This is a genomic window from Vibrio sp. 10N.286.52.F8, assembly GCF_041468745.1.
GTDB lineage: Bacteria > Pseudomonadota > Gammaproteobacteria > Enterobacterales > Vibrionaceae > Vibrio > Vibrio crassostreae_C.
Genome location: NZ_JBFRJF010000008.1, coordinates 1 through 19,776 on the forward strand (window position 1 = coordinate 1; position 19,776 = coordinate 19,776).

Annotated in this window: 15 protein-coding genes; 14 read left to right on the forward strand and 1 reads right to left on the reverse strand. The window is 44.1% G+C overall.

The window, feature by feature from the left end; all coding sequences use genetic code 11:
* The first annotated feature begins 879 nt into the window (after nt 1-879).
* From AB4133_RS03360 to AB4133_RS03420, 13 genes are all read left to right on the forward strand, one after another.
* Complete coding sequence (locus tag AB4133_RS03360) at nt 880-1,857, forward strand: LacI family DNA-binding transcriptional regulator (protein ID WP_017060356.1); 978 nt, start codon at nt 880-882, stop codon at nt 1,855-1,857.
* A 294-nt stretch (nt 1,858-2,151) separates the two neighbouring features.
* Entirely contained in the window at nt 2,152-3,390 is a 1,239-nt protein-coding gene (locus tag AB4133_RS03365) for an extracellular solute-binding protein (protein WP_136982396.1), read from the forward strand.
* A gap of 11 nt (nt 3,391-3,401) precedes the next feature.
* Nucleotides 3,402-4,496 carry a carbohydrate ABC transporter permease gene (locus tag AB4133_RS03370; protein WP_017060358.1) on the forward strand — a complete coding sequence of 365 codons (1,095 nt, stop codon included), beginning with the start codon at nt 3,402-3,404 and terminating at the stop codon, nt 4,494-4,496.
* Nucleotides 4,489-5,904, forward strand: coding sequence for a carbohydrate ABC transporter permease (locus AB4133_RS03375; protein WP_372223976.1), 1,416 nt, complete (start codon nt 4,489-4,491; stop codon nt 5,902-5,904). The genes AB4133_RS03370 and AB4133_RS03375 overlap by 8 nt, the downstream gene beginning before the upstream one ends.
* A gap of 18 nt (nt 5,905-5,922) precedes the next feature.
* Nucleotides 5,923-8,265, forward strand: a complete 2,343-nt coding sequence (locus AB4133_RS03380) for a glycoside hydrolase family 65 protein (protein WP_372223977.1) — start codon at nt 5,923-5,925, stop codon at nt 8,263-8,265.
* The gene (pgmB, locus tag AB4133_RS03385; RefSeq protein WP_017060361.1) at nt 8,258-8,890 is read left to right on the forward strand and encodes a beta-phosphoglucomutase; all 633 of its coding nucleotides are present in this window, start codon (nt 8,258-8,260) and stop codon (nt 8,888-8,890) included. Before AB4133_RS03380 ends, pgmB begins: the two co-directional genes overlap by 8 nt.
* Before the next feature lie 104 nt (nt 8,891-8,994).
* On the forward strand, nt 8,995-10,131 hold the full coding sequence (locus AB4133_RS03390; RefSeq protein WP_017060362.1) for an ABC transporter ATP-binding protein: 1,137 nt from the start codon (nt 8,995-8,997) through the stop codon (nt 10,129-10,131).
* A 166-nt stretch (nt 10,132-10,297) separates the two neighbouring features.
* Nucleotides 10,298-11,305 carry an OmpG porin family protein gene (locus tag AB4133_RS03395; protein ID WP_136982394.1) on the forward strand — a complete coding sequence of 336 codons (1,008 nt, stop codon included), beginning with the start codon at nt 10,298-10,300 and terminating at the stop codon, nt 11,303-11,305.
* Between the two features lie 173 nt (nt 11,306-11,478).
* Nucleotides 11,479-12,954 (forward strand): glycoside hydrolase family 32 protein, encoded by a 1,476-nt coding sequence (locus AB4133_RS03400; RefSeq protein ID WP_017060365.1) that lies wholly within the window; start codon nt 11,479-11,481, stop codon nt 12,952-12,954.
* Complete coding sequence (locus AB4133_RS03405; RefSeq protein ID WP_017060366.1) at nt 12,954-14,885, forward strand: alpha-amylase family protein; 1,932 nt, start codon at nt 12,954-12,956, stop codon at nt 14,883-14,885. Before AB4133_RS03400 ends, AB4133_RS03405 begins: the two co-directional genes overlap by 1 nt.
* Nucleotides 14,886-15,181: 296 nt before the next feature.
* On the forward strand, nt 15,182-15,376 hold the full coding sequence (locus AB4133_RS03410; protein WP_048617545.1) for a hypothetical protein: 195 nt from the start codon (nt 15,182-15,184) through the stop codon (nt 15,374-15,376).
* Between the two features lie 377 nt (nt 15,377-15,753).
* Nucleotides 15,754-16,482 carry a GntR family transcriptional regulator gene (locus AB4133_RS03415; protein WP_017060368.1) on the forward strand — a complete coding sequence of 243 codons (729 nt, stop codon included), beginning with the start codon at nt 15,754-15,756 and terminating at the stop codon, nt 16,480-16,482.
* 118 nt (nt 16,483-16,600) lie between these two features.
* Complete coding sequence (locus tag AB4133_RS03420) at nt 16,601-17,908, forward strand: IS4 family transposase (RefSeq protein ID WP_372223978.1); 1,308 nt, start codon at nt 16,601-16,603, stop codon at nt 17,906-17,908.
* Nucleotides 17,909-18,392: 484 nt separating this feature from the next.
* Here the strand turns inward: AB4133_RS03420 and rplY are convergent, their stop codons facing one another.
* On the reverse strand, nt 18,393-18,671 hold the full coding sequence (rplY, locus tag AB4133_RS03425) for a 50S ribosomal protein L25 (protein WP_017060373.1): 279 nt from the start codon (nt 18,669-18,671) through the stop codon (nt 18,393-18,395).
* 367 nt (nt 18,672-19,038) lie between these two features.
* On the opposite strand from rplY, the gene AB4133_RS03430 reads away from it, so the two are divergent.
* Nucleotides 19,039-19,767 (forward strand): glycosyltransferase, encoded by a 729-nt coding sequence (locus tag AB4133_RS03430; protein WP_017070601.1) that lies wholly within the window; start codon nt 19,039-19,041, stop codon nt 19,765-19,767.
* Nucleotides 19,768-19,776 lie beyond the last annotated feature (9 nt).

Here is a 19,776-nt window from a genome sequence, read left to right on the forward strand (position 1 = left end):
GGAAAGCCGCGATGAACCAAAAAAAAGCAAATTTCATTAACTTAACTCATTGATTTGATTATCGTGATTTGAGTTATTATCACTGTATTTTGCAAAAAGAGTAAAGCGCAAAAATGGAAAATCGAGATAATAATTCCCCACGGTGTTGTTTAGATTTCTCTGGTTGTGACTACCTTTTATTGGCCATATTATAATGTGGTGGTGTCGATCTTCTGCCGAGTACCTGAATCCAAATATAACAAATTGCGTAGTAATAGGCGGTTTTAGTTGAGGGAGCCAACTCGCTCTTTTTTCTCCACAACTCAGCCATCAGCTTACGTCCAATTTGGCCAATAGATTTGATGGCAGGGTTGTGCGTCTGAACATGACGACAGAAGCTGCTCATTTTCTCTGCCTGATTTTTTACGGTTCTTTTTGCCCCCCCTGTCCTTAAGTATAGATGTATAGTTCGATTTAACTCATATTCCATTCTTGTCATGATCTACCCCAGGTATGCATTTGTCATGTCTGTTCGATGATGACCAAACTCTCGATAAGATTGAGATTGGAACTCTAGGTAGCTTTAGTTTATTGAGAGCATTGAGTGTTGTTGCTCTTGAGTGACGTTGACGGTTTTCCATCAATACAACCAAATTAAATCAGTTTGTTTTTTTGAGCTAAGGGGCTTTAGATATTTAAGTTATTCATAAACTAATATTTAGATTTAAAGTTCAAACTATTGTCATTTACGAAGCTAGGTAATTGATATAACTATACTTTATCATTGTTATTCCGTGATGGTGCTCAAGAGATAGTCTCTGTTTACGTTTTTTTACTTGAAAGCTATGCTAATAAGGACATAATGAACGTAAAGTTTACGTAGGTGGTGAAGGTGTTAATGTGAGCGAATCTAAAACAGAGACTGACTTAAAGAAAACAACTATACATGAAGCCGCAAAAATCGCGGGTGTATCAATAGCTTCGGTTAGTCGAGCTTTGAATAATAAACCTGGTATCAGCGAGAAAACACGTAAACGAATTTTAGATATCTGTAAGGATTTGGGTTACGTGCCGAGTACATCTGCGCGAGAGTTAATGGGAAATCATAAAAATACCATTGCTATATCTCTTGGGCCGATAGACTTCTACGCTTCTCGTTATTTGGGAATGCTTTGGCCTTCACTATCAGCTGCAATTCGTAACTCTGGTCGTAACTTGTTACCTGTGAGCTTTGGGGAAGTTGACTTACAGCAAGTTGGTGGTGCGATTTTACTTGGTATGACTACCAATGACCCACGTGTTGAAACCTGTAAAGAACTGGGTTTGCCATTCGTATGTATTGGTATGAGCGAAGGGTCCTTCTGGGTTGCTCCTGATGATTTCAACGGTGGTCGGGAAGCGACGCAACACCTAGTTGATAAAGGGTTAAGCGACATTTGTTTCGTAACACCAACAACTTATGGTGATGGTTATCAGTTTCGTCATCAAGGTTATATGTCGGTCATGGCGAGTAATGCGCTACCTATACGTGAATTGCGCACTGGGCATGATCCACTGGGAGAGATTGCCGCATATCGTTACTTTGTTTCTATGGATAAGCAACAACTCGAGCGCCACCAAGGGTTTGTTTGTGAGAGTGATGAGACGGCTTTGGGGGTCATTGCTGCGTTAAAGGATCGAGGCTACAAGATACCGGAAGACTTTTCTGTCGTTGGTTATGATGGTTTACCGGGAATTTCAAAAATGCTGACTACAATTGTTCAAGATACGGACAAAATAGCAGCCAAGGCAGCTTCTATGCTTGAGCTTGCTATGTTAGGAGAGCAGCCAGTAGGAGCTGTAGTTCCTATAACTCTGAAGCTCGGGCAATCGACGTAAACCAACAATATTAATTTTATTAACATGGGTATATCGAAAGGTATACCCATTTTTTATTCAATAAAGAAAACTTTACGTTATTGCGATGTGTTAAGTTATGAGATTAAGAAAATAGAGGCTTTTTTATAGTTTTTTCTGTTGGAGAAGCCCAATATCTGGCCAAAATAAGAGCAAGATCACTAAAGTGGATTACTGTAACTTAACAAGAACGAAAATGTGACCGGAATAACGTAAGCGTTTACGTTAAGTGTGCATAATACCCTCAGATTTTGAAATTAATGAACTGAGGGCAACATGAAAAAAACAATATTGGCAGCATCCCTACTTGCTGCAAGCCTGTCTGCAACCGCAACTGAAAAAACAGAAATTACTATTGCTGGCTGGGGTGGTAATGATGTCGTTGTATTGAATAACTTGGTCAAAGAAGTATTAGCTGACGATTTTGCAAAATCGGGGCTAAGCGTTAAATACCAAGCGGTAGAAGGTGACTTCTCTCAGTTTATAACCAACTCTTTATCGGCTGGTACTGCACCAGACGCATTCTACGTTGACGTGGTTTTTGCTAATACCCTCGTTAATTCTGGCAAGGTAGCAGCAAACAGTGATTCACTCGCTAATGTGAGCTCTGCAGTCATTCCAAGCCTAAATAGCGCGTTTACGTCAAATGGTAAACAGTATGGAATTGCTAAGGATTTCAATACGATCGCGCTGCAATATAACAAAGATATTTTCGATGATGCAGGCGTTGATTACCCAACAAATAGCGATTCTTGGGAAGATTTACGTAAAAAACTGATCGCGGTGAAAGATGAGCTAGGTGATGAAGTATCAGGTATCTGTGTTATGCCTGATTACGCGCGTTTTGCTCCATTCGCACTTGCGACAGGCTGGAAACCTTTCAATGAAGAAGGCAAAACCGTACTGGATGAGAACTTCGAGCGTGCATTCAATTTTTACACGGGCCTTGTATCAGAAGATGAAGTTGGCATTTTGGCAACAGACTTAGGTCAGGGCTGGGGTGGTGGTTGTTTTGGTACAGAAGAAACGGCTGTAGCGCTTGAAGGTAACTGGATCAGTGGTTACTTACGCGACAAAGCGCCAAACCTTCCTTACGGCACAACACTAATGCCAACCGATCCGAAAACCGGTAAGCGCGGCAATCTTCTATTTACTGTTGCATGGGGCGTAAATGCAGACGGCAAAAACGTAGAAGCAACTCAAAAAGCCGTTCAGATCCTTACTAGTCAAAAAGCGCAAGAGTGGGTATTGGACTCTGGCCTTGCACTACCTAGCCGCAAATCTCTAAGTGACGCTAAATTCTTTGAAGTTGAAGATTCAGAAAGTGAGTTGGCGAAACAAGTATTTAAAGGTGCTCTAGAAGGTAACGTTGAACCATTTGCGTTTGGTGATTACGGCACGGCTTGGATGACTCCGATCAATGAAGCCTTGAACTCTGTACTGCTTGGTCAAATGACGCAAAAAGAAGCGCTCAAAATGGCACAAGCAAAATACGATGTATTGACGGCTAAGTAGTAGGGCGAACGATGAACTCTTTACGTTTACGCCAACAAGTTTACGGATGGCTCTTGGCAGGGCCATTTGTACTGACTTTAGTGGTGTTCTTTCTGTATGCATTGGTTCGTACAGTTTACTTTAGTTTTACTGAGTACGATCTGTTCAGTGACGCTGTTTGGGTTGGCTTAGCTAACTTCAAGGCGTTGCTTTCCGACGACTTGTTCTTACTGTCATTGGCAAATACGATTTGGTTCTCTCTCATCGTAACCTGTGTTCAAACGGTATTAGCACTAGGCTTAGCGATTCTAGTTAACTCAAAGATTCGTGCGAAAAGCTTCTTTAGAACGGCTTTTTACTTACCAAGCATTCTTTCTAGTGCTGCGGTAACGTTAATCTTCATTTGGTTCTACCAAAAAAACGGTTACCTAAACGGCTTTGTTACGGACGTAGTGAATCACTATCCGCACATCAGTTGTTTCGTGCTGATAGCGGTGGCATCTCAATTTGTTTTGGTTACCAAAGACCGTATTAAAGGACTGCCTGTTGGCTGGTTCGACCCGGCATGGGCAATTCTCTCTGTGATTGTGGCGGGCATCGCAACCTTTATTGCAAGTGCAATGGGGTGGATTGAAGTCACGAAAGATGTGGTTGAGGTTAACTGGCTGAACACGCGTGACCATGTTGGTCCAATGCCATTAACACTCTGGGCTATCGTGATTCAGAATATCTATACCACGATTCCAACCTTCATGTTGCTCTTTTTGGCGGGCTTGCAAGGCATATCTGGTGAGCTATATGAAGCCGCGCACATTGATGGGGCTAACAAGTGGCAACAACACTGGAATATTACGATTCCTCAATTGGCTCCTGTGACATTCGTTGTCGTGACCTTCTCGATCATCGGTACGCTACAGATGTTTGACCAAGTTGCTCTGCTGGGTTCAGCTGCACCTCTCGAGTCACGTATTACTATGGCGTACTACGTTTACCACAACGCATTTCCACCGGGTGGCACGCCACAAATCGGTATGGCGAGCGCAGCGGCATTGATATTGGCATTCATTACATTGGCAGTAGTTTATCTGCAGAAAATCTTTGGAATAAAGGAGAAGGCAGATGGCTAGTCACACTATGACTTCAAAAGATGATGCGGTTCCTGTGGCATCTATGGAACAGGTAGCGAAATTTCAAGAACGACGCCGCTGGGCGAAAGTGGCGTGGGTATACAGTGCACTGATTCTGGTCGCAACAGTAATGTTAGGTACTTTCGTTGTCGCCTTTTTAGCGAGTTTAAAAGACGACCCACTTGAGCAACCATTCAAATTTAACTTTGCACAGGTTCAACCTAGTAACTGGGGGGCAGCATACCAACTGGGTCAAGAAGGTAACAACGCACCTATGTTTGGTGGTTTTGCTCCGGGAGCGACGGTCAACTTTACAGTCACTTACGCTGTTGAACAGGGCAAAGAGTTTCAGGTACCGACCATTGAAGTTCCACGTCGCCGTCCAGGTACTGGCATGGCAGCAGCAACGGTGGCAGATTTTGCTTCTGATTATGCAGTGGTTAGCGAACCTCGTCTGGTTGCTTCAAGTGATGATGTCACCTATGTCGAAAGGCGTGGTCGTAACGAGATCACAAAGCAAGGCCAAAGCCAAACTTGGGAATTTAACATTCTTTACCAAGGAAACGGTCCTGAAATTGCGACGCTTCCACTAACCGTAGAATCACCTCGTGGACAAGTGTTGATTGATAGCACCCTGGCACCAAGCAAGATGGAGCGTCGTGGTCGAGTCGCTGCATGGGATAACGCAACACCGGGTGTGATCGGCTATGTATTCAAGTCTTACGTTCGTGTTTACACAGAGTCTGTGAGTTTGGATACAGGTAAGAGCTTGTTCATGAGCTGGACCATCAACTCGTTCTTTATCGCGATTGGTAAGGTGATTTTGACTCTGTTCCTCGCGTGCACCGCAGGCTATGCATTAGCACGATTGAAGTTCACTGGTGCACGTGCTGTATTCGCTTTCATGTTGTTCAGTATGATGATTCCAGCACAGGTGACGTTTATTTCTAACTACTTAATTTACAAAGATATTGGGTTGTTAAACACACCTTGGGCGGTCATCACTGCGGTGGTGGCATCCGGTCAAGTACTCATCATGAAGCAGTTCTTTGAAAACATTCCCAAAGAACTGGAAGAAGCGGCAATCGTCGACGGTGCTAGCCCGTTAGTGATTCTTTGGAAAGTATTTATGCCATTGGCTAAACCAGCCATTTTGTCTGTAACCATCCTTGGCTTTCAAGGGGCCTGGAATGACTTCTTCTGGCCACTGGTGGTGATAAACAGCCCTGCGGATGCATTCACGCTTCCTGTTGGTCTATTAAGTTTACGTAACGCCTATGGCGTAGCAGGTGACTGGAACCTGATTCTTGCAGGCGCGTTCCTGTCGACAATTCCAGTACTTATTGTATTTATGGTTTTTCAACGTTACTTCGTTGGTAACGATATTTCTTCCGCTGTTAAAGGTTAATCCTCGGGGATATTTAAGATGTTTATGAACTACACCGCTGGTCAAGGCGAACTAAAAAATTGGATCGTTGAAGAGACGGCATTTGATTCAGCACTTCAAGGTAAATGTGAAGTGGTAATGAGCCAAGGTAACGGCTACATGGGTGCCCGTAGTGCCACGGAAGAAAAGTACGTAGGCCAAGTGCGTAACCTATTCATCGCAGGTACTTATAACAAGTTCGATGAAGAGGAAGTAACCGAGCTTCCAAATGCTGCAGACATGAGTTCAATTGAGATGTTCATTGATGGCCGTCGTTTCCATCTGGAGTCTGGCGAAGTAAGCAACTACTCACGTCGTCTAAACGTTAAGAATGGTGAGCTGACTCGTGAGTTCACTTGGACAAATACAGAAGGCAAAACGTTTGAGATGCGCTTCCGTCGCTTTATCTCGCAAGCAAACCTTCATCTAATGGCGTTCGACGTTCAAGTTAAGGCTGTAAACAGCGATGCGAAAATCGAAATCCGCTCTGGTGTCGATGCTCAGCTATCTAACTCTGGCGCTCAGCACTTCCACGAAGGTGAAAAGCGTATCTACGACAAGCGCTTCATTGAGCTGCTACAACATACGACAGAAAGCAAAGTTGATTTCGTATTCCTAACGTCTCATCGCTACTTCGTAAATGGTACAGAAGTTGAGATCGACCCAGGTTTACAGATGGACCGCCGTAAGGTATGGCTGAACATCCATCAAGAGCTAAAAGCAGGCGAGACATTTGGCACTGAGAAAGTGGGTGTTGTACACACTTCTCGTGACAAGCAGTTCGATGTTGAAGGCTACGAGCTTCAAGCTCTACGTGACCACGCACTAACTAACCTAAAAATGAATGCTGACCGCAGCTTTGACGAGCTATTAGCAGGCAGCGGAGTTGAGTGGGACAAGCGTTGGGACAACATGAACATCACTATCGGTGGCAACGATTTTGACCAACTAGCGACGCGCTTTGCTCAGTACCAACTAAACATCTTCACGCCAATGCACGACTCTCGCTTCGGTATCGGTGCGAAAGGTTTATCTGGTGAAGGTTACAAAGGTCACTCGTTCTGGGATACAGAAGTATTCATGCTTCCGTTCTTCATCTACACGATGCCAGAAGTTGCACGTAGCCTACTTGAGTACCGCTTCAAAACACTGGGCGGCGCACGTAAGAAAGCAGCAGACAACGGCTACATCGGTGCTCAGTTCCCATGGGAGTCTGCACTTACAGGTGAAGAAGTAACGCCAGTATGGGGCGCAGTAGACATCATCACGGGTAAGTCGACCAAGATTTGGTCTGGCTTTATCGAGCAGCACATCACGTGTGACATCACTTATGCGCTATGGCAGTACTACCAGATCACGGGTGACCAGAAGTTCATGGACGACATGGGTTACGAAATCATGTTCGACACAGCAACATTCTGGACAAGTCGCCTAGAGTGGCTAGAAGACCGCAACATGTGGGGTATCTGTAACGTAATCGGTCCTGATGAGTACAAAGAGCACATCGACAATAACGCGTTCACTAACTACATGGCCGTTGAAAACATCAAGCTAGCGATTCGTTACTACGAAGACCTAGAAGCATCTAACACAGATCTACTGGCGAAGCTGTCTGACAAGTTGAACCTAGTTGAAGCGCGTAAGATGTGGCTAGAGCGTGTTGAAGATATCTACCTACCGCAACCGCGTGAAGAAGATAAGATCATCCCACAAGACGATACTTACCTACAAAAAGAGATCATTGACCTAACTAAGTACAAAGAGCAGCCATTCGTTGGTGGTCTGTTCCAAGACTACAGCCTAGATCAAGTGAACGAGATGCAGGTTTCTAAGCAGGCTGATTTAATGGTTTTATTCCTACAACAGGAAGATAAGTTTGACCTAGAGACTAAGCTAGCGAATTGGAACTACTACGAGCCGAAAACGCTACACGATTCTTCTCTCAGTCTATCAACTCACTCTGTACTGGCGTCAGATGTTGGTAACCCAGAGTTGTCTTACGACCTGTTCCAACAAGCGGCTTCTATCGACATTGGTCAGAACATGAAGAGCTCGGATCACGGTATCCACGCAGCGTCTATTGGTGGTATGTGGCAGTGTGTTGTATACGGTTTCGGTGGTGTACGCATGCTTGGTGGCGAACTGCGCATTAACCCGAACCTACCTAAACAGTGGGATAGCGTTAACTTCCCAATCTACTGGAAAGGTGAGCGTCTGGAAGTAACAGTAGACGGTGCTCAAGTAAGCATTGTTCGTCCAGAGTTTAACGGCCAGCCACTTAACATCGAAGTTGCGGGTGAGCCACGTGTAATTGAATCAACAGAGGCTACTTTCAATGTGTAAGGCATTTATCTTTGACCTGGATGGCGTAATTACTGATACCGCTGAACTGCACTACCAAGCATGGCAGCATATGGCGAACGAAGAAGGTTACTATTTCGATCGTGAAATCAATGAGCAACTGCGTGGTGTGTCTCGTGAGGCCTCTCTAAAAATCATCCTAGATGGGAAAGAGATCAGCGAAGAGAAGTTTGCAGACCTAATGAAACGTAAGAACGACTACTACGTTGATCTGCTAAACACAATTTCTGCAAAAGACGTACTACCGGGCATCGAGCAGTTCCTACTGGAGCTAAATGCACGTGGCATCAAGGTAGCACTGGCGTCAGCAAGTAAAAATGCGCGTCCTATTCTACACCGCCTTGGCCTTACGCCACTGTTTGATGCAATCGGTGATGGATGGTCAGTACAACGCTCTAAGCCAGCACCAGACGTGTTTATTCACGCGGCAGGCCAAGTAGGTGTAAACGCTGACGAGTGTATTGTGGTTGAAGATGCAGAAGCGGGCGTAGATGCAGCCAAAGAAGCAGGTATGCGCGTAGTGGGGATTGGCCCTAATGAGCGCGTTGGTCATGCAACATGGCGCTTCGAGGATACAGCTGAGATGAAACTTGCTGCAATCCTATAAAGCTAAACGCTGATAAAGCAAGCTTTACACATAATAACAAAGGGGCAGCTTGCCTGCCCCTAATACGCCGAACAAGGCGAAAGAATTATAACGTAGGTAGAACAATGGCACGCTTAGAACTGAAGAACATCAATAAAATTTATCCAGATGGTGCGCACATCATCAAAGACGCCAACCTAGTAATCGAAGACGGTGAATTTACGGTTTTCGTTGGGCCATCAGGTTGTGGTAAATCAACCATGCTACGTATGGTAGCTGGCTTAGAAGATATTTCTTCAGGCGAAATGTGCCTAGATGGTGAGGTTGTTAATAACCTGTCTCCTACGGACCGTGGGATTGGTATGGTTTTCCAATCCTATGCACTCTACCCACATATGACGGTAGAAGAGAACATCGCATTTGGTCTGAAATTGGCGAAAAAGCTCAGTGCAGACGAAATCAAAAAAGCCGTTAAAAATGTTGGTGAAATGCTTGAGCTGACAAATTTGATGAAGCAGAAGCCAAGCCAACTTTCTGGTGGTCAGCGTCAGCGTGTTGCTATTGGTCGTGCGATTGTCCGCAACCCTAAGCTTTTTCTTCTTGATGAGCCGCTGTCGAACCTAGACGCATCATTGCGTGTTCGTATGCGACTTCAATTAGCGGAGTATCATCAAAAGCTGAAATCAACCGTGATTTACGTGACACATGATCAGGTTGAAGCGATGACCCTTGCTGACAAGATCGTTGTACTACGTGATGGTGCGATTGAGCAAGTAGGTTCACCGTTAGATCTTTACTATTTCCCGAACACATTGTTCGTCGCAGGCTTTATTGGTTCTCCAAAAATGAACCTGCTACCTGCCACACTAATTTCTGCTTGTGAAGACAAAGCACACGTTGAAGTGGGTGATTACAAGTTTGAAGCGGAAGTGAATGCTCAAGGAGCAACTCAAGGCGCACTAATGACACTTGGCATCCGCCCTGAAGATATCCACCTAGATGAGCAAGGCGTTGGCGTTATTGTTGAAGGTTTTGAGCGCCTTGGCACTGAATCACTGCTTTACACAACACTGGTGCGTGGCGGTCAAGAAGTCTTAGTGCGCGTTCCAGGTACAGTTCATGTTGAAGTGGGCCAGCGTTTGAACATCCGCATCCCTGCTGAAAAATGCCATCTATTTGATAACAAAGGTAAGGCATACGAGCGTGGCCATACGCTCAATGACCTAATCACGCTGCCGCCTCAAGTGCAGCAAGCAAGTTAATAACGATAAGAATAATAAAAAAGCCCGCGGGTGAGCGGGCTTTCAATTACTGCGTTAGCAACGGTTACAGCCGTTGCTAACGTGGACATTAATGCCTGTTGTAGCAGGTACCAATAATTGCTCCTCACCGGAGCGGCAGTAACATAGTGATAATAAGGTAATAATCATGAAAAAAACAGTAGTGGCTTCCTCTGTATTCTTAGCTTTAGCTTTTTCCAGTGCTCTATTCGCTGAAGAGACGCAACAGGATGATAAAAAGGAAGAAAGATTAGCAGCCACAGTTGAGCAGTTAAAGTCTGAATACTCTAATGCAGAACTACTTACTGCGTTAGATGCCCCTCAGCAAGAGGAAAGTAAATTTCATGGAGTTCTAGGTAGTAATATCGAAGTCGAGCGTATTATTCGAGATGATGGCGTTAATGAAGGTAAAGTGAAATACACTATAGCGCAAGGTAGTTTCCGACACGATGACTTACCTGGTTGGGACTTTGGTTTTTATTCTGGCCGTGAAGAGTTGTTTAATGGCAACCTGAAGCATGCCGACTACAACCGAGGCGTAAACTCAATCCAAGAAATCTATGTTAACCGTAGTTACAACCATGAAAAAGGTAACATTGGTTGGGGTTTAAAGTTAGCCGGTGAGAGTATTGATCAGCGCACGACTCCGGGCGGTAAAGTGTTTGGCTCTTACCAACTGACAGATCGTTTGGGTATGCATGGTTACGCGCTTTACCACGTGGAATACAAGCGTGGCACCGGTGAGTTTCCATACTGGGAAGTTGAGCCGGGCTTTGGCTACAAAATCAATGACAATACGGGCGCGTGGTTGAACTTTCGTTACCAAGAAGGTCAGTGGAATGCAAAAGATGGGTACTCAGAAACTGAGACTGAGTGGATTATCAAACCAGGTATTTGGCATAACTTCGGTAAGCTTTCTGCGTCATTGTGGGGTGAATTTGGTTCATTCGAAAAGAGTGTTGATGCAACAGGCGCTCATGCGTGGACGGAAGATTACTCTAAGCTAGGTGTGTCTGCCAACTACCCACTTTCAAAGAACTGGCGCATGTTTGGTGAGGCAAGCTACAAGAAAATTGACTTCGCTAGCGGCCCGCAACGCGATGAGTTCGATGGTTACATTCCACTGTTTATCTTAGGCGCAAACTACAGCTTCTAATTCAAAATTTGTTTCTCTCCTTCAAGCGGAGGAGGGAGCACCACTCTTTTTAGTATTTCTAGTTTCGGGCTGGCTTTGGCGGCAACAGGTCCATTTCGGAGCCTAGGCTTAGGCTCCATTTTTTATTGTCTATTCGAACCTAGACATATTTTTAACAACATCGGTATCGGCTTATGAGCGAACAATATCGCCCTTCACTTCATATGACTCCTGAATCTGGCTGGATGAACGACCCCAACGGATTGGTCTACTTCAGCGGCCAATATCACCAGTTCTATCAATATTATCCCCATGACACAGTATGGGGCCCAATGCACTGGGGACACAAAACCAGTAAAGATCTCATTCACTGGCAAGAGAATAGCCCAGCACTGCTACCTGATGAGTCAGGAATGTGCTTCTCCGGCAGTGCAATTGTCGATTGGCATAATACCTCTGGGTTATTTGAGGACGGCCAGCCGGGTTTACTCACTTTCTATACTTCGTTTATTCAGCCTAAGGTAACACTTGCCGACGGCACGCAGGTTGAAAACCCAATTCAACAACAGTCTTTAGCGTATAGCCAGGATGGCATGACGTGGAAGAAGTATGCTGAAGGTGCACCGATTATCCCAGCTCGTGGCAACCCCGACTTTCGCGATCCGAAAGTAACATGGCATGAAGAGAGCCAAGCTTGGGTAATGGTGGTCTCTTGTGGTCAACATATTGAGTTCTATCGCTCAACCGACCTACTAGATTGGCACTTGGTCAGTGAATTTGGTTACCAACATGGCGCGCACAGCAAAGGTCCTTGGGAATGCCCGGATCTGTTTGAGATGCAAATTGAAGGTAACGACGAAACTCGTTGGGTGCTAGTGGTTGGCATAGGTGAAGGCGCACATTGCGGAGGTGCGGGCACGCAGTACTTTATTGGTGATTTTGATGGTAAAACCTTCACCAACCACAATTACCCTGAGACTGTGCTGTGGCTAGATTTTGGTCGAGATTACTACGCGACACAATCGTTCTCTGATGTCCCAAAACAAGATGGTCGTCGCATCGTCAGTACATGGATGAGCAATCATCAATATTCATCAGAACTACCCACAAACGCTTTCCGTAGTTCAATGGCACTACCGCGAGAACTGTTTTTGTTCGAAAGTAAGGCAGGATTGCGAGTAGGCCAGCGTTTTGTAAAAGAGTTAAACACAGCGCTAAGCCTTGATGCGCAAGAGATCTTACCAAATGATGAGCAGGCAGTAAGTATCTACAGCCAACATAAAGCGATGAAGTTCACCGCGGATTGTTCGTTGGATTCAGAGCAAACATTGCACCTGAACGTGTACCAAGATACGCCAGCTTTCTTTGAATTTAAACGCTCGGAAAAGGGCATTGAAGTGCGTTCGGTGCGTCGCGGTCAGTTTGGCAAAGCGCACATTGATAAGCACTTCCCACACGATTACCGAATCGAGTTACCTGTTGATAGCAAATTCCAAGTGGAAGTGTTGATTGATAAAGGCTCGGTCGAGCTTCTGATAAATGGTGGCGAGTTCAGCTTCACTAATCTTGTTTATGCAAAAAATACCGATGCCAACGTAGCACTAAGTGTCGATAGCGGCAGCTTAAATCTAGCCAATGTCCAAGTAGCCAGCCTAATGGGAGAGAAATAATGTTAACCGAACAACAAGCTCACAAGGCTCTACATCAAGTACTTGAATCCGTTGATCTGCCTAAGCTAACTAAGAAAGATGAAAAGGTATTTTTAGAACGCCTTGAGCAATACTTCCCATCACTGACTATAAAGCTACATGCTCTCTATGGTGAACGTTATGACTTCTTCCTTCACTTACAAAAGCTGGTGGTTGTCCTCGCTAAGTCCTTTGCTGGTCGTAAGCGAAAGTGGAAGAACCTAGATGAGAAACGTCTAGTAAACCCTACGTGGTATCGCAGCGAAAAAATGCTTGGTATGGCTGTTTATGTAGACCTGTTTGCGGGCGATCTGAACAAGCTGCAACAAAAGATCCCATACCTAAAATCCCTAGGTATTAACTATCTTCACCTAATGCCATTATACAAAGCACCAGAAGGGGATAGTGATGGTGGATACGCTGTGTCGGACTATCGCAAGGTTGATCCTAAGCTAGGCACAGAGAAAGACTTAGCTCAATTGGCTGAGGCTTTGTCGAGTGAGGGTATTAGTCTAGTACTGGACTTTGTATTCAACCATACGTCATACGAACATCACTGGGCAGAGCAAGCGCGTAAGAGTAACCCAGAGTTTGAAGACTTCTACTACTTTTTTACCGAGCAGCAAGATGTCGACGATTACAACCAAACCTGTCGCGAGATTTTCCCAACGGTACGCCGTGGTAGCTTTACGTATCTTGATGATATCCAAAAGCACGTTTGGACAACATTTAACAGCTTCCAGTGGGATCTGAACTACTCAAACCCAGCAGTATTTAACGCAATTACTGATGAGATGCTATTCCTAGCGAATATTGGTTGTGAGGGTTTGCGCCTTGATGCGCTAGCGTTCATCTGGAAAGAGAAATGGACACAGTGTGAGAGTCTACCAAAAGCGCACGCCCTGATTCAGTGTTTCAATACCTGCCTGCAGATTGCTGCGCCAGCAGTGCTATTTAAATCGGAAGCGATTGTGCACCCTGACGAAGTAGCACAATATATCGACAAGGGTGAATGTCAGCTCTCTTACAACCCGCTAATGATGGCGTTGATGTGGGAAAGTCTAGCAACGCGTAAAACTGAGTTGCTCACGGCATCACTTAAGAAAAGCTTTGAGATCTCTGATGCTTGCTCATGGGTTAACTATATTCGTTGTCACGATGATATCGGTTGGACGTTTGATGATTCGGTTGCCGAACAGTTAGGCATCAATGGTTTCGAACACCGTCGATTCTTGAATCAGTTCTATACTGGTAAATTTGAAGGCTCATTCTCGCAGGGCGTGCCGTTCCAAGAAAACCCAACGACAGGCGATTGCCGTGTGTGTGGTTCATTGGCATCTCTAGCTGGCCTGGAAAAAGCGATTGAAGCCGACGACTCACAAGCAATTGAGTTTGCACTTAAACGTATTCGTTTACTAAATAGTATTAACTTGAGCATTGGTGGTATACCACTTATCTACCAAGGGGATGAGTTAGGAATTTTGAACGACCACTCTTACCTAGAAGACGAGTTCAAACGTGACGACACTCGTTGGGTAAACCGCCCAACAATAACTGCCGAGAGTATTAAGCTTGCTGAGCAAGCTGGCAGTTATCAGCACCGTATTAACCGAGACTTAAAACAAATGGTGGAATTGCGTAAGCAAAATCCAGTGTTTGGTGAAGCGAAAACGGAGATCCTTGAAACTTATCGACCACATTTGTTTGCTTATTACCGTGCTCATGAAAATGGTGAAAAACTGTTGGCTATTTGTAACTTCAGTGAAGTCACCCAACACCTTCCCGCTTCTATTTGTGATGTGTTAGGCGGACGCGATTGTCTTGATGTTTTATCTGACCAACGCTTTAGTGGTCCAACAATTGAAGTACCTGCATACGAGGTGTTGTGGTTAAGCAATATTACTAAGGCTTAGTTTGTTGTGATTTATTACGCTCATTTCGTTTGTAGGCTCTGCTTAGTTATCAACTAGATAGCCAGTTTACGTAATGGTACGGCGAAAACACCTTATAAGAAGCCCCACCAACTCGTGGGGTTTTTTACGTTAATTATCGAGCATAGCGTAAATAAATCTAATAAAAACTCATTTAGAGTAAATATAAATTATTGTAAATTAATGATATTTTCTTTGTCTGTGGCCATTTAATGTACTAAGGTTTTAATGTCGCCTGATATAAGGTCACCTTGAACTTGATTCTTTAGGAGAGCCAAATGAAATATCTCATCGCACTTGCTGTTGCCCTAACTTCTATGTCTGCTGCTGCCGGAGTTCCTAAAAATGCGGAGCCAATTATGGCGTGTTATTTTAATGGAAACCTAATCGGCACCATGACACCGACACAGTGTTTTTCAAAAGGGGGCGCGTTATATCATGTTCAGCGTTCTTCCTCGAGAATATCTTCATAAATTGAGTGTAGTGGAAGACATATCTGAATCCATTTGTACGCCAATTTTAGTTACAGTGTGGACTCTCGGATTAGCCTGTATTCGTCATTACATAATGTGGTGGCGCTGATCTCCTGCCAAGTACCTGCTCCCAGATCTAACAAATTGCGCTGTAACTGTTTGAAAGGTGGTTCACGTTATAATTTTTAGAAAGTGTTGCAAGCATCACCTTTAAAAGTCGTTTTTTATAAGCGGCTTTTTGCTTTCTGGTATTTACCAAAACCTCCTCAAATAATGCCCACTTCTTTGGTTAGAATTGTTTTCTCTTGAGCTGTAGGCTTGGTATTCCCTTATACCTTGAGTAAGATGACCCGAACCCCCTTAGTTTTTATGGAATTATGACTGAGTTATTTGAGCAAAAAAATTTGCAGCCTTTGTACATTCAAGTCGCGGGAGAGTTAAAGCGCGAGATTGATAAAGGCACTTATCCTGCGGGCAGTAAGCTACCGTCTGAAAATCAGCTTGTGGACCTGCTGAAAGTCAGCCGTGTAACGGTGCGTAAAGCATTGCAGCAACTCAATGATGGCGGTTACATCTTCTCAGAGAAAGGAAAGGGCAGCTTTGTTAAATCCAATAAACTGCGTCACGATTTTCTTTCCATGTCTGGTTTGGCTCAAGAAGCGGCGGGCGCAGGGTTAGAGGCAACGAATATTGTTGATGCCTTTGAGGTGTTGCCTGCGGATGAGCTTGTCGCTCAGAAACTCAATATTTCGCTTGGTGAGCCCGTTAACTTTGCTCGTCGTTTACGATTGGTGAACGAACAAGTCGTCTCATTTGAAGAGTTTTATATCCCTCGAGTGCTGTTGCCTAACCTCACAGAAGTAGATCTTAAGGGATCTAAGTTCGAATATTTGAGCCGTCACGGTATTGAGATGATCAAGACGCAACAAAAACTGTTGCCGGCTCTGCCCGACGCCACCGTTCAGCAGTTATTGGATGTTGGGGAGCTTGATCCTATCTTGATCAACCAATCACAAAACTACTATGAAGAGCAGAAGATATACGAATATTCAACGGTTTACTATAAATCTAGCTTGTATGAGTTTGAGATAACCGCACGAGTTTAGAGAATGTCGAATAGCCCACCTTTGTGGTAATGCCGATCAGTTAAAGCCAAAGCGATCGGTTGAAGGATCCTTCAGAGCTGTCAAAATCCAAGTGTATTTAATGCACTTGGATTTTTTTATGGATGTTTCTCAAGCTCTAAACATAATTAATGATTGGAAACCTAGCAGCGTTGAGACTTTGTCTGACTTGCTTCCAATTGAACTCATCGACGAAGCCTATTCTCTTACTGATACTGTCACGATGAGAAAGAGGAAATTAACTTTAGAATCCAACGTGTGGCTGCTTGTTGGAATGGCTATCTATAACAGTAAATCCATGAAAGATTTAGTGAACCAACTTGATATTGTCGACCGTACAGGTAAAGCTTTTGTCGCACCGAGTGCGTTAACTCAACGTCGAAAGACGTTGGGTGAAGACGCAATTAAAGCGGTCTTTGAGCGAATGACTACGTCATGGTTAAACAGTGCAAAGTTACCCCAATGGAATGGATTAACGCTGCTTGGCGTCGATGGCGTTGTTTGGCGAACGCCCGATAACCCGCAAAATGAAAAGGCATTTTCTCGACAAAAAGGGACGCAATATCCGCAAGTGAGAATGGTCTGCCAAATGGAACTAAGCAGTCACATTATTACGGCCAGTGCATTTGATAATTACAATACAAACGAAATGATATTAGCTGAAAAACTGATAGAAACAACACCAAACCATAGCGTAACAATGTTCGATAAGGGGTTCTATTCTTTAGGTTTATTACATAAATGGCAAGACTCTGGCTCAGAGCGCCATTGGCTTATCCCCCTCAAGAAAAATACACAATATGACATTGTTCAATCTTTAGGGCGAAATGACAAACTTGTTCAATTACACAGTAATCCAAGAGCTAGAAAGCTATGGCCTGATTTACCAAAGTCGATAACCGCTCGACTTGTCACTCGTAAAATTAAAGGAAAAGACTACCAAGTATTAACCTCCATGACGGACTCCCTGCGTTACCCATCAAAAGATATTGCAGGCCTTTATGAGCATCGTTGGGAAATAGAGCTGGGCTACCGAGAGCAAAAACAATACATGCTTGGAAACCGTCTTACGCTGCGAAGTCGTTTACCAGAGCTGGTCAAGCAGGAGTTATGGGGCATCTTGCTTACTTACAATTTAATCCGATATCAGATGGTCGAGCTCTGCTTCAATTTAAAGGGAAATTACCTTCCTTATCAACTGAGTTTTAACGGCACGTTAGCTCATGTATCAGCGTTACTTGTAGGCTTACCTTATTCAACACCAGGCGCAATACCTCGTCAGCTAAAGGGGTTCCACAACATGGCTGAAAGCTTAATACTTGAAGGGCGAAGGGAAAGGACATTCCCTAGAAGAGTTAAACCCAGACCACAACGGTATGCTAAGAACAAAAATGCCGTTCACTCTTAAGTGAACGGCATTACTCAACAAGAGCGACTTTTTGTTATCTAAAGAGTGGGCAATATGCCGCAACATAACTGAAGGTGCTTGTTCTTTACTTGCTCATTATTAATGACTTTCCATACCTGTAGTTATTCATAAATTGCTAATGTTCGATTTTCTGAGGCTGATGTTTGTCCAGAAACGACTTAGACAGTTTTTCCTATAGTTAAATTTGGTTAGAAATATGCCTAGCATTTTAAACAAGAAAAACTACTGTATAAGTCCACCTTTCGTCCACCCAAGCAAAGCTGAGATAAAGTGGGGAAGGGGAAAGTTGATTATTTTCAGTGTATTGAGCGAGATTTACGACGTTTTTGAGGGCTCAAAAACGGTGAAACCCCGATGTTGGTAGCATCGGGGTTTCGAATTTCTAGATTTCTCGACTGGTAAGATCGATTATCTTTTCTATGCAGAAGGCTGGATTAATCCAATCTTATTCCTTGGTAGGGAATTAGATGCGGATGAAGTCCATGTGCTCAACTTTTGGCTTGAACGCGTGACGTTGAACGTCTTGTGGCTTAACCTTAACTTCTGCGCCGTCAATCAGTAGAGTGATTGCTTCGTAGAATTCAGGCTTGTCCATTTGGTTGATCACGTCAGCGTGAACAAGTTCGATAGCTACAGCTTCAGCTTCGCCACCGTAGATTACAGCTGGGAATTTACCAGCGTGACGTAGGCGGCGGCTCGCACCTTTACCTAGTTCAGTACGTACTACTGCTTCAAATTTCATAGTTTTACTCTCAAATTAGTAAAAATTAACTTCACACCTCAATGCGACCTTGAGTGTGTGGTAATGCTTAAACATAAAAGTTCATGCTTAAGCGAGCGCGGATACTAACATCACATTCCAATATGAGCAAGTCAGAAGCCCATCTCAAAGTGAATTTCCTTCGATAATGGGTTCGTTTGGAGATAAAACGTTCGCTAACGCTTGTTTAGCGCATTCTACTCCCTTTTACATCGCAATCCTTATCTATTTATATCACTGCTAAATCATCAAGTTAATGAACGGAAAATGAATGTTTGCCTAAGACTTGGTTAAGTCTTAGTTCGTTAATCTTAGTGTTAATTAAACAGCAGAATGAATAGGTGAAAATATGAAACCGGTAAGCATTGTCGTAATTACGCTAAACGAAGAGAAACGCATTAGCCGCTTAATGGAAGAGTTGAGCGTGCAAACCCACCAAGAGTTTGAAGTGATTGTTGTCGACTCGAACAGTGAAGATAACACCAGAGAAGTGGCGCAAGCTTATGAAAACGCGTTGCCAAAATTAACGGTGCATCACATGGAAAACCGTGGTGTGAGCCTTGGCCGAAACACGGGTGCTTCATTGGCGCAATACAACCGAATCCTTTTCTTAGATGCTGACGTGAGCTTGCCTCGAAACTTCCTTGCGAAAGCGCTTTATGAACTAGAAGAGAAGAAGCTTGAAGTGGCGGGTGTGTACATGAGCTCGAAAGGTTTGCCGCTTGTACACAAGTTTGGTTACGGGCTATTTAACGCAGGCTTGTTTACTACTCAGTTCTTTTTCCCGACGGCGATTGGCGCATGTATTTTCTCGACTAAACGGGCGCATGATGAGATCGGCGGTTTTGATGAAGAGATCGTTCTGTGTGAAGATTGTGACTACGTAAAACGTGCGAGCAAAACATGGCGATTTAGATTCCTAAATATGACTTTTGGTTTTGACCCACGTCGCTTAGACCAAGATGGCGTTGTGAAGACAGGCTCTACTTATCTTAAAGCCAATGTAAGACGCTTCTTTAAAGGAGAAATGCGTAATAACGAGATGAACTACAAGTTTGGTCACTACAAAGAACAGTAAGCGTTGAGG

What these genes read in the sequence shown, in the direction of transcription:
- AB4133_RS03400 (WP_017060365.1), top strand. Translation starts at nt 11,479, where the DNA reads ATGAGCGAACAATATCGCCCTTCACTTCATATGACTCCTGAATCTGGC.
- AB4133_RS03375 (WP_372223976.1), top strand. Translation starts at nt 4,489, where the DNA reads ATGGCTAGTCACACTATGACTTCAAAAGATGATGCGGTTCCTGTGGCA.
- AB4133_RS03390 (WP_017060362.1), top strand. Translation starts at nt 8,995, where the DNA reads ATGGCACGCTTAGAACTGAAGAACATCAATAAAATTTATCCAGATGGT.
- AB4133_RS03395 (WP_136982394.1), top strand. Translation starts at nt 10,298, where the DNA reads ATGAAAAAAACAGTAGTGGCTTCCTCTGTATTCTTAGCTTTAGCTTTT.
- AB4133_RS03415 (WP_017060368.1), top strand. Translation starts at nt 15,754, where the DNA reads ATGACTGAGTTATTTGAGCAAAAAAATTTGCAGCCTTTGTACATTCAA.
- AB4133_RS03410 (WP_048617545.1), top strand. Translation starts at nt 15,182, where the DNA reads ATGAAATATCTCATCGCACTTGCTGTTGCCCTAACTTCTATGTCTGCT.
- AB4133_RS03405 (WP_017060366.1), top strand. Translation starts at nt 12,954, where the DNA reads ATGTTAACCGAACAACAAGCTCACAAGGCTCTACATCAAGTACTTGAA.
- pgmB (WP_017060361.1), top strand. Translation starts at nt 8,258, where the DNA reads ATGTGTAAGGCATTTATCTTTGACCTGGATGGCGTAATTACTGATACC.
- rplY (WP_017060373.1), bottom strand. Translation starts at nt 18,671, where the DNA reads ATGAAATTTGAAGCAGTAGTACGTACTGAACTAGGTAAAGGTGCGAGC.
- AB4133_RS03370 (WP_017060358.1), top strand. Translation starts at nt 3,402, where the DNA reads ATGAACTCTTTACGTTTACGCCAACAAGTTTACGGATGGCTCTTGGCA.
- AB4133_RS03430 (WP_017070601.1), top strand. Translation starts at nt 19,039, where the DNA reads ATGAAACCGGTAAGCATTGTCGTAATTACGCTAAACGAAGAGAAACGC.
- AB4133_RS03365 (WP_136982396.1), top strand. Translation starts at nt 2,152, where the DNA reads ATGAAAAAAACAATATTGGCAGCATCCCTACTTGCTGCAAGCCTGTCT.
- AB4133_RS03420 (WP_372223978.1), top strand. Translation starts at nt 16,601, where the DNA reads ATGGATGTTTCTCAAGCTCTAAACATAATTAATGATTGGAAACCTAGC.
- AB4133_RS03380 (WP_372223977.1), top strand. Translation starts at nt 5,923, where the DNA reads ATGTTTATGAACTACACCGCTGGTCAAGGCGAACTAAAAAATTGGATC.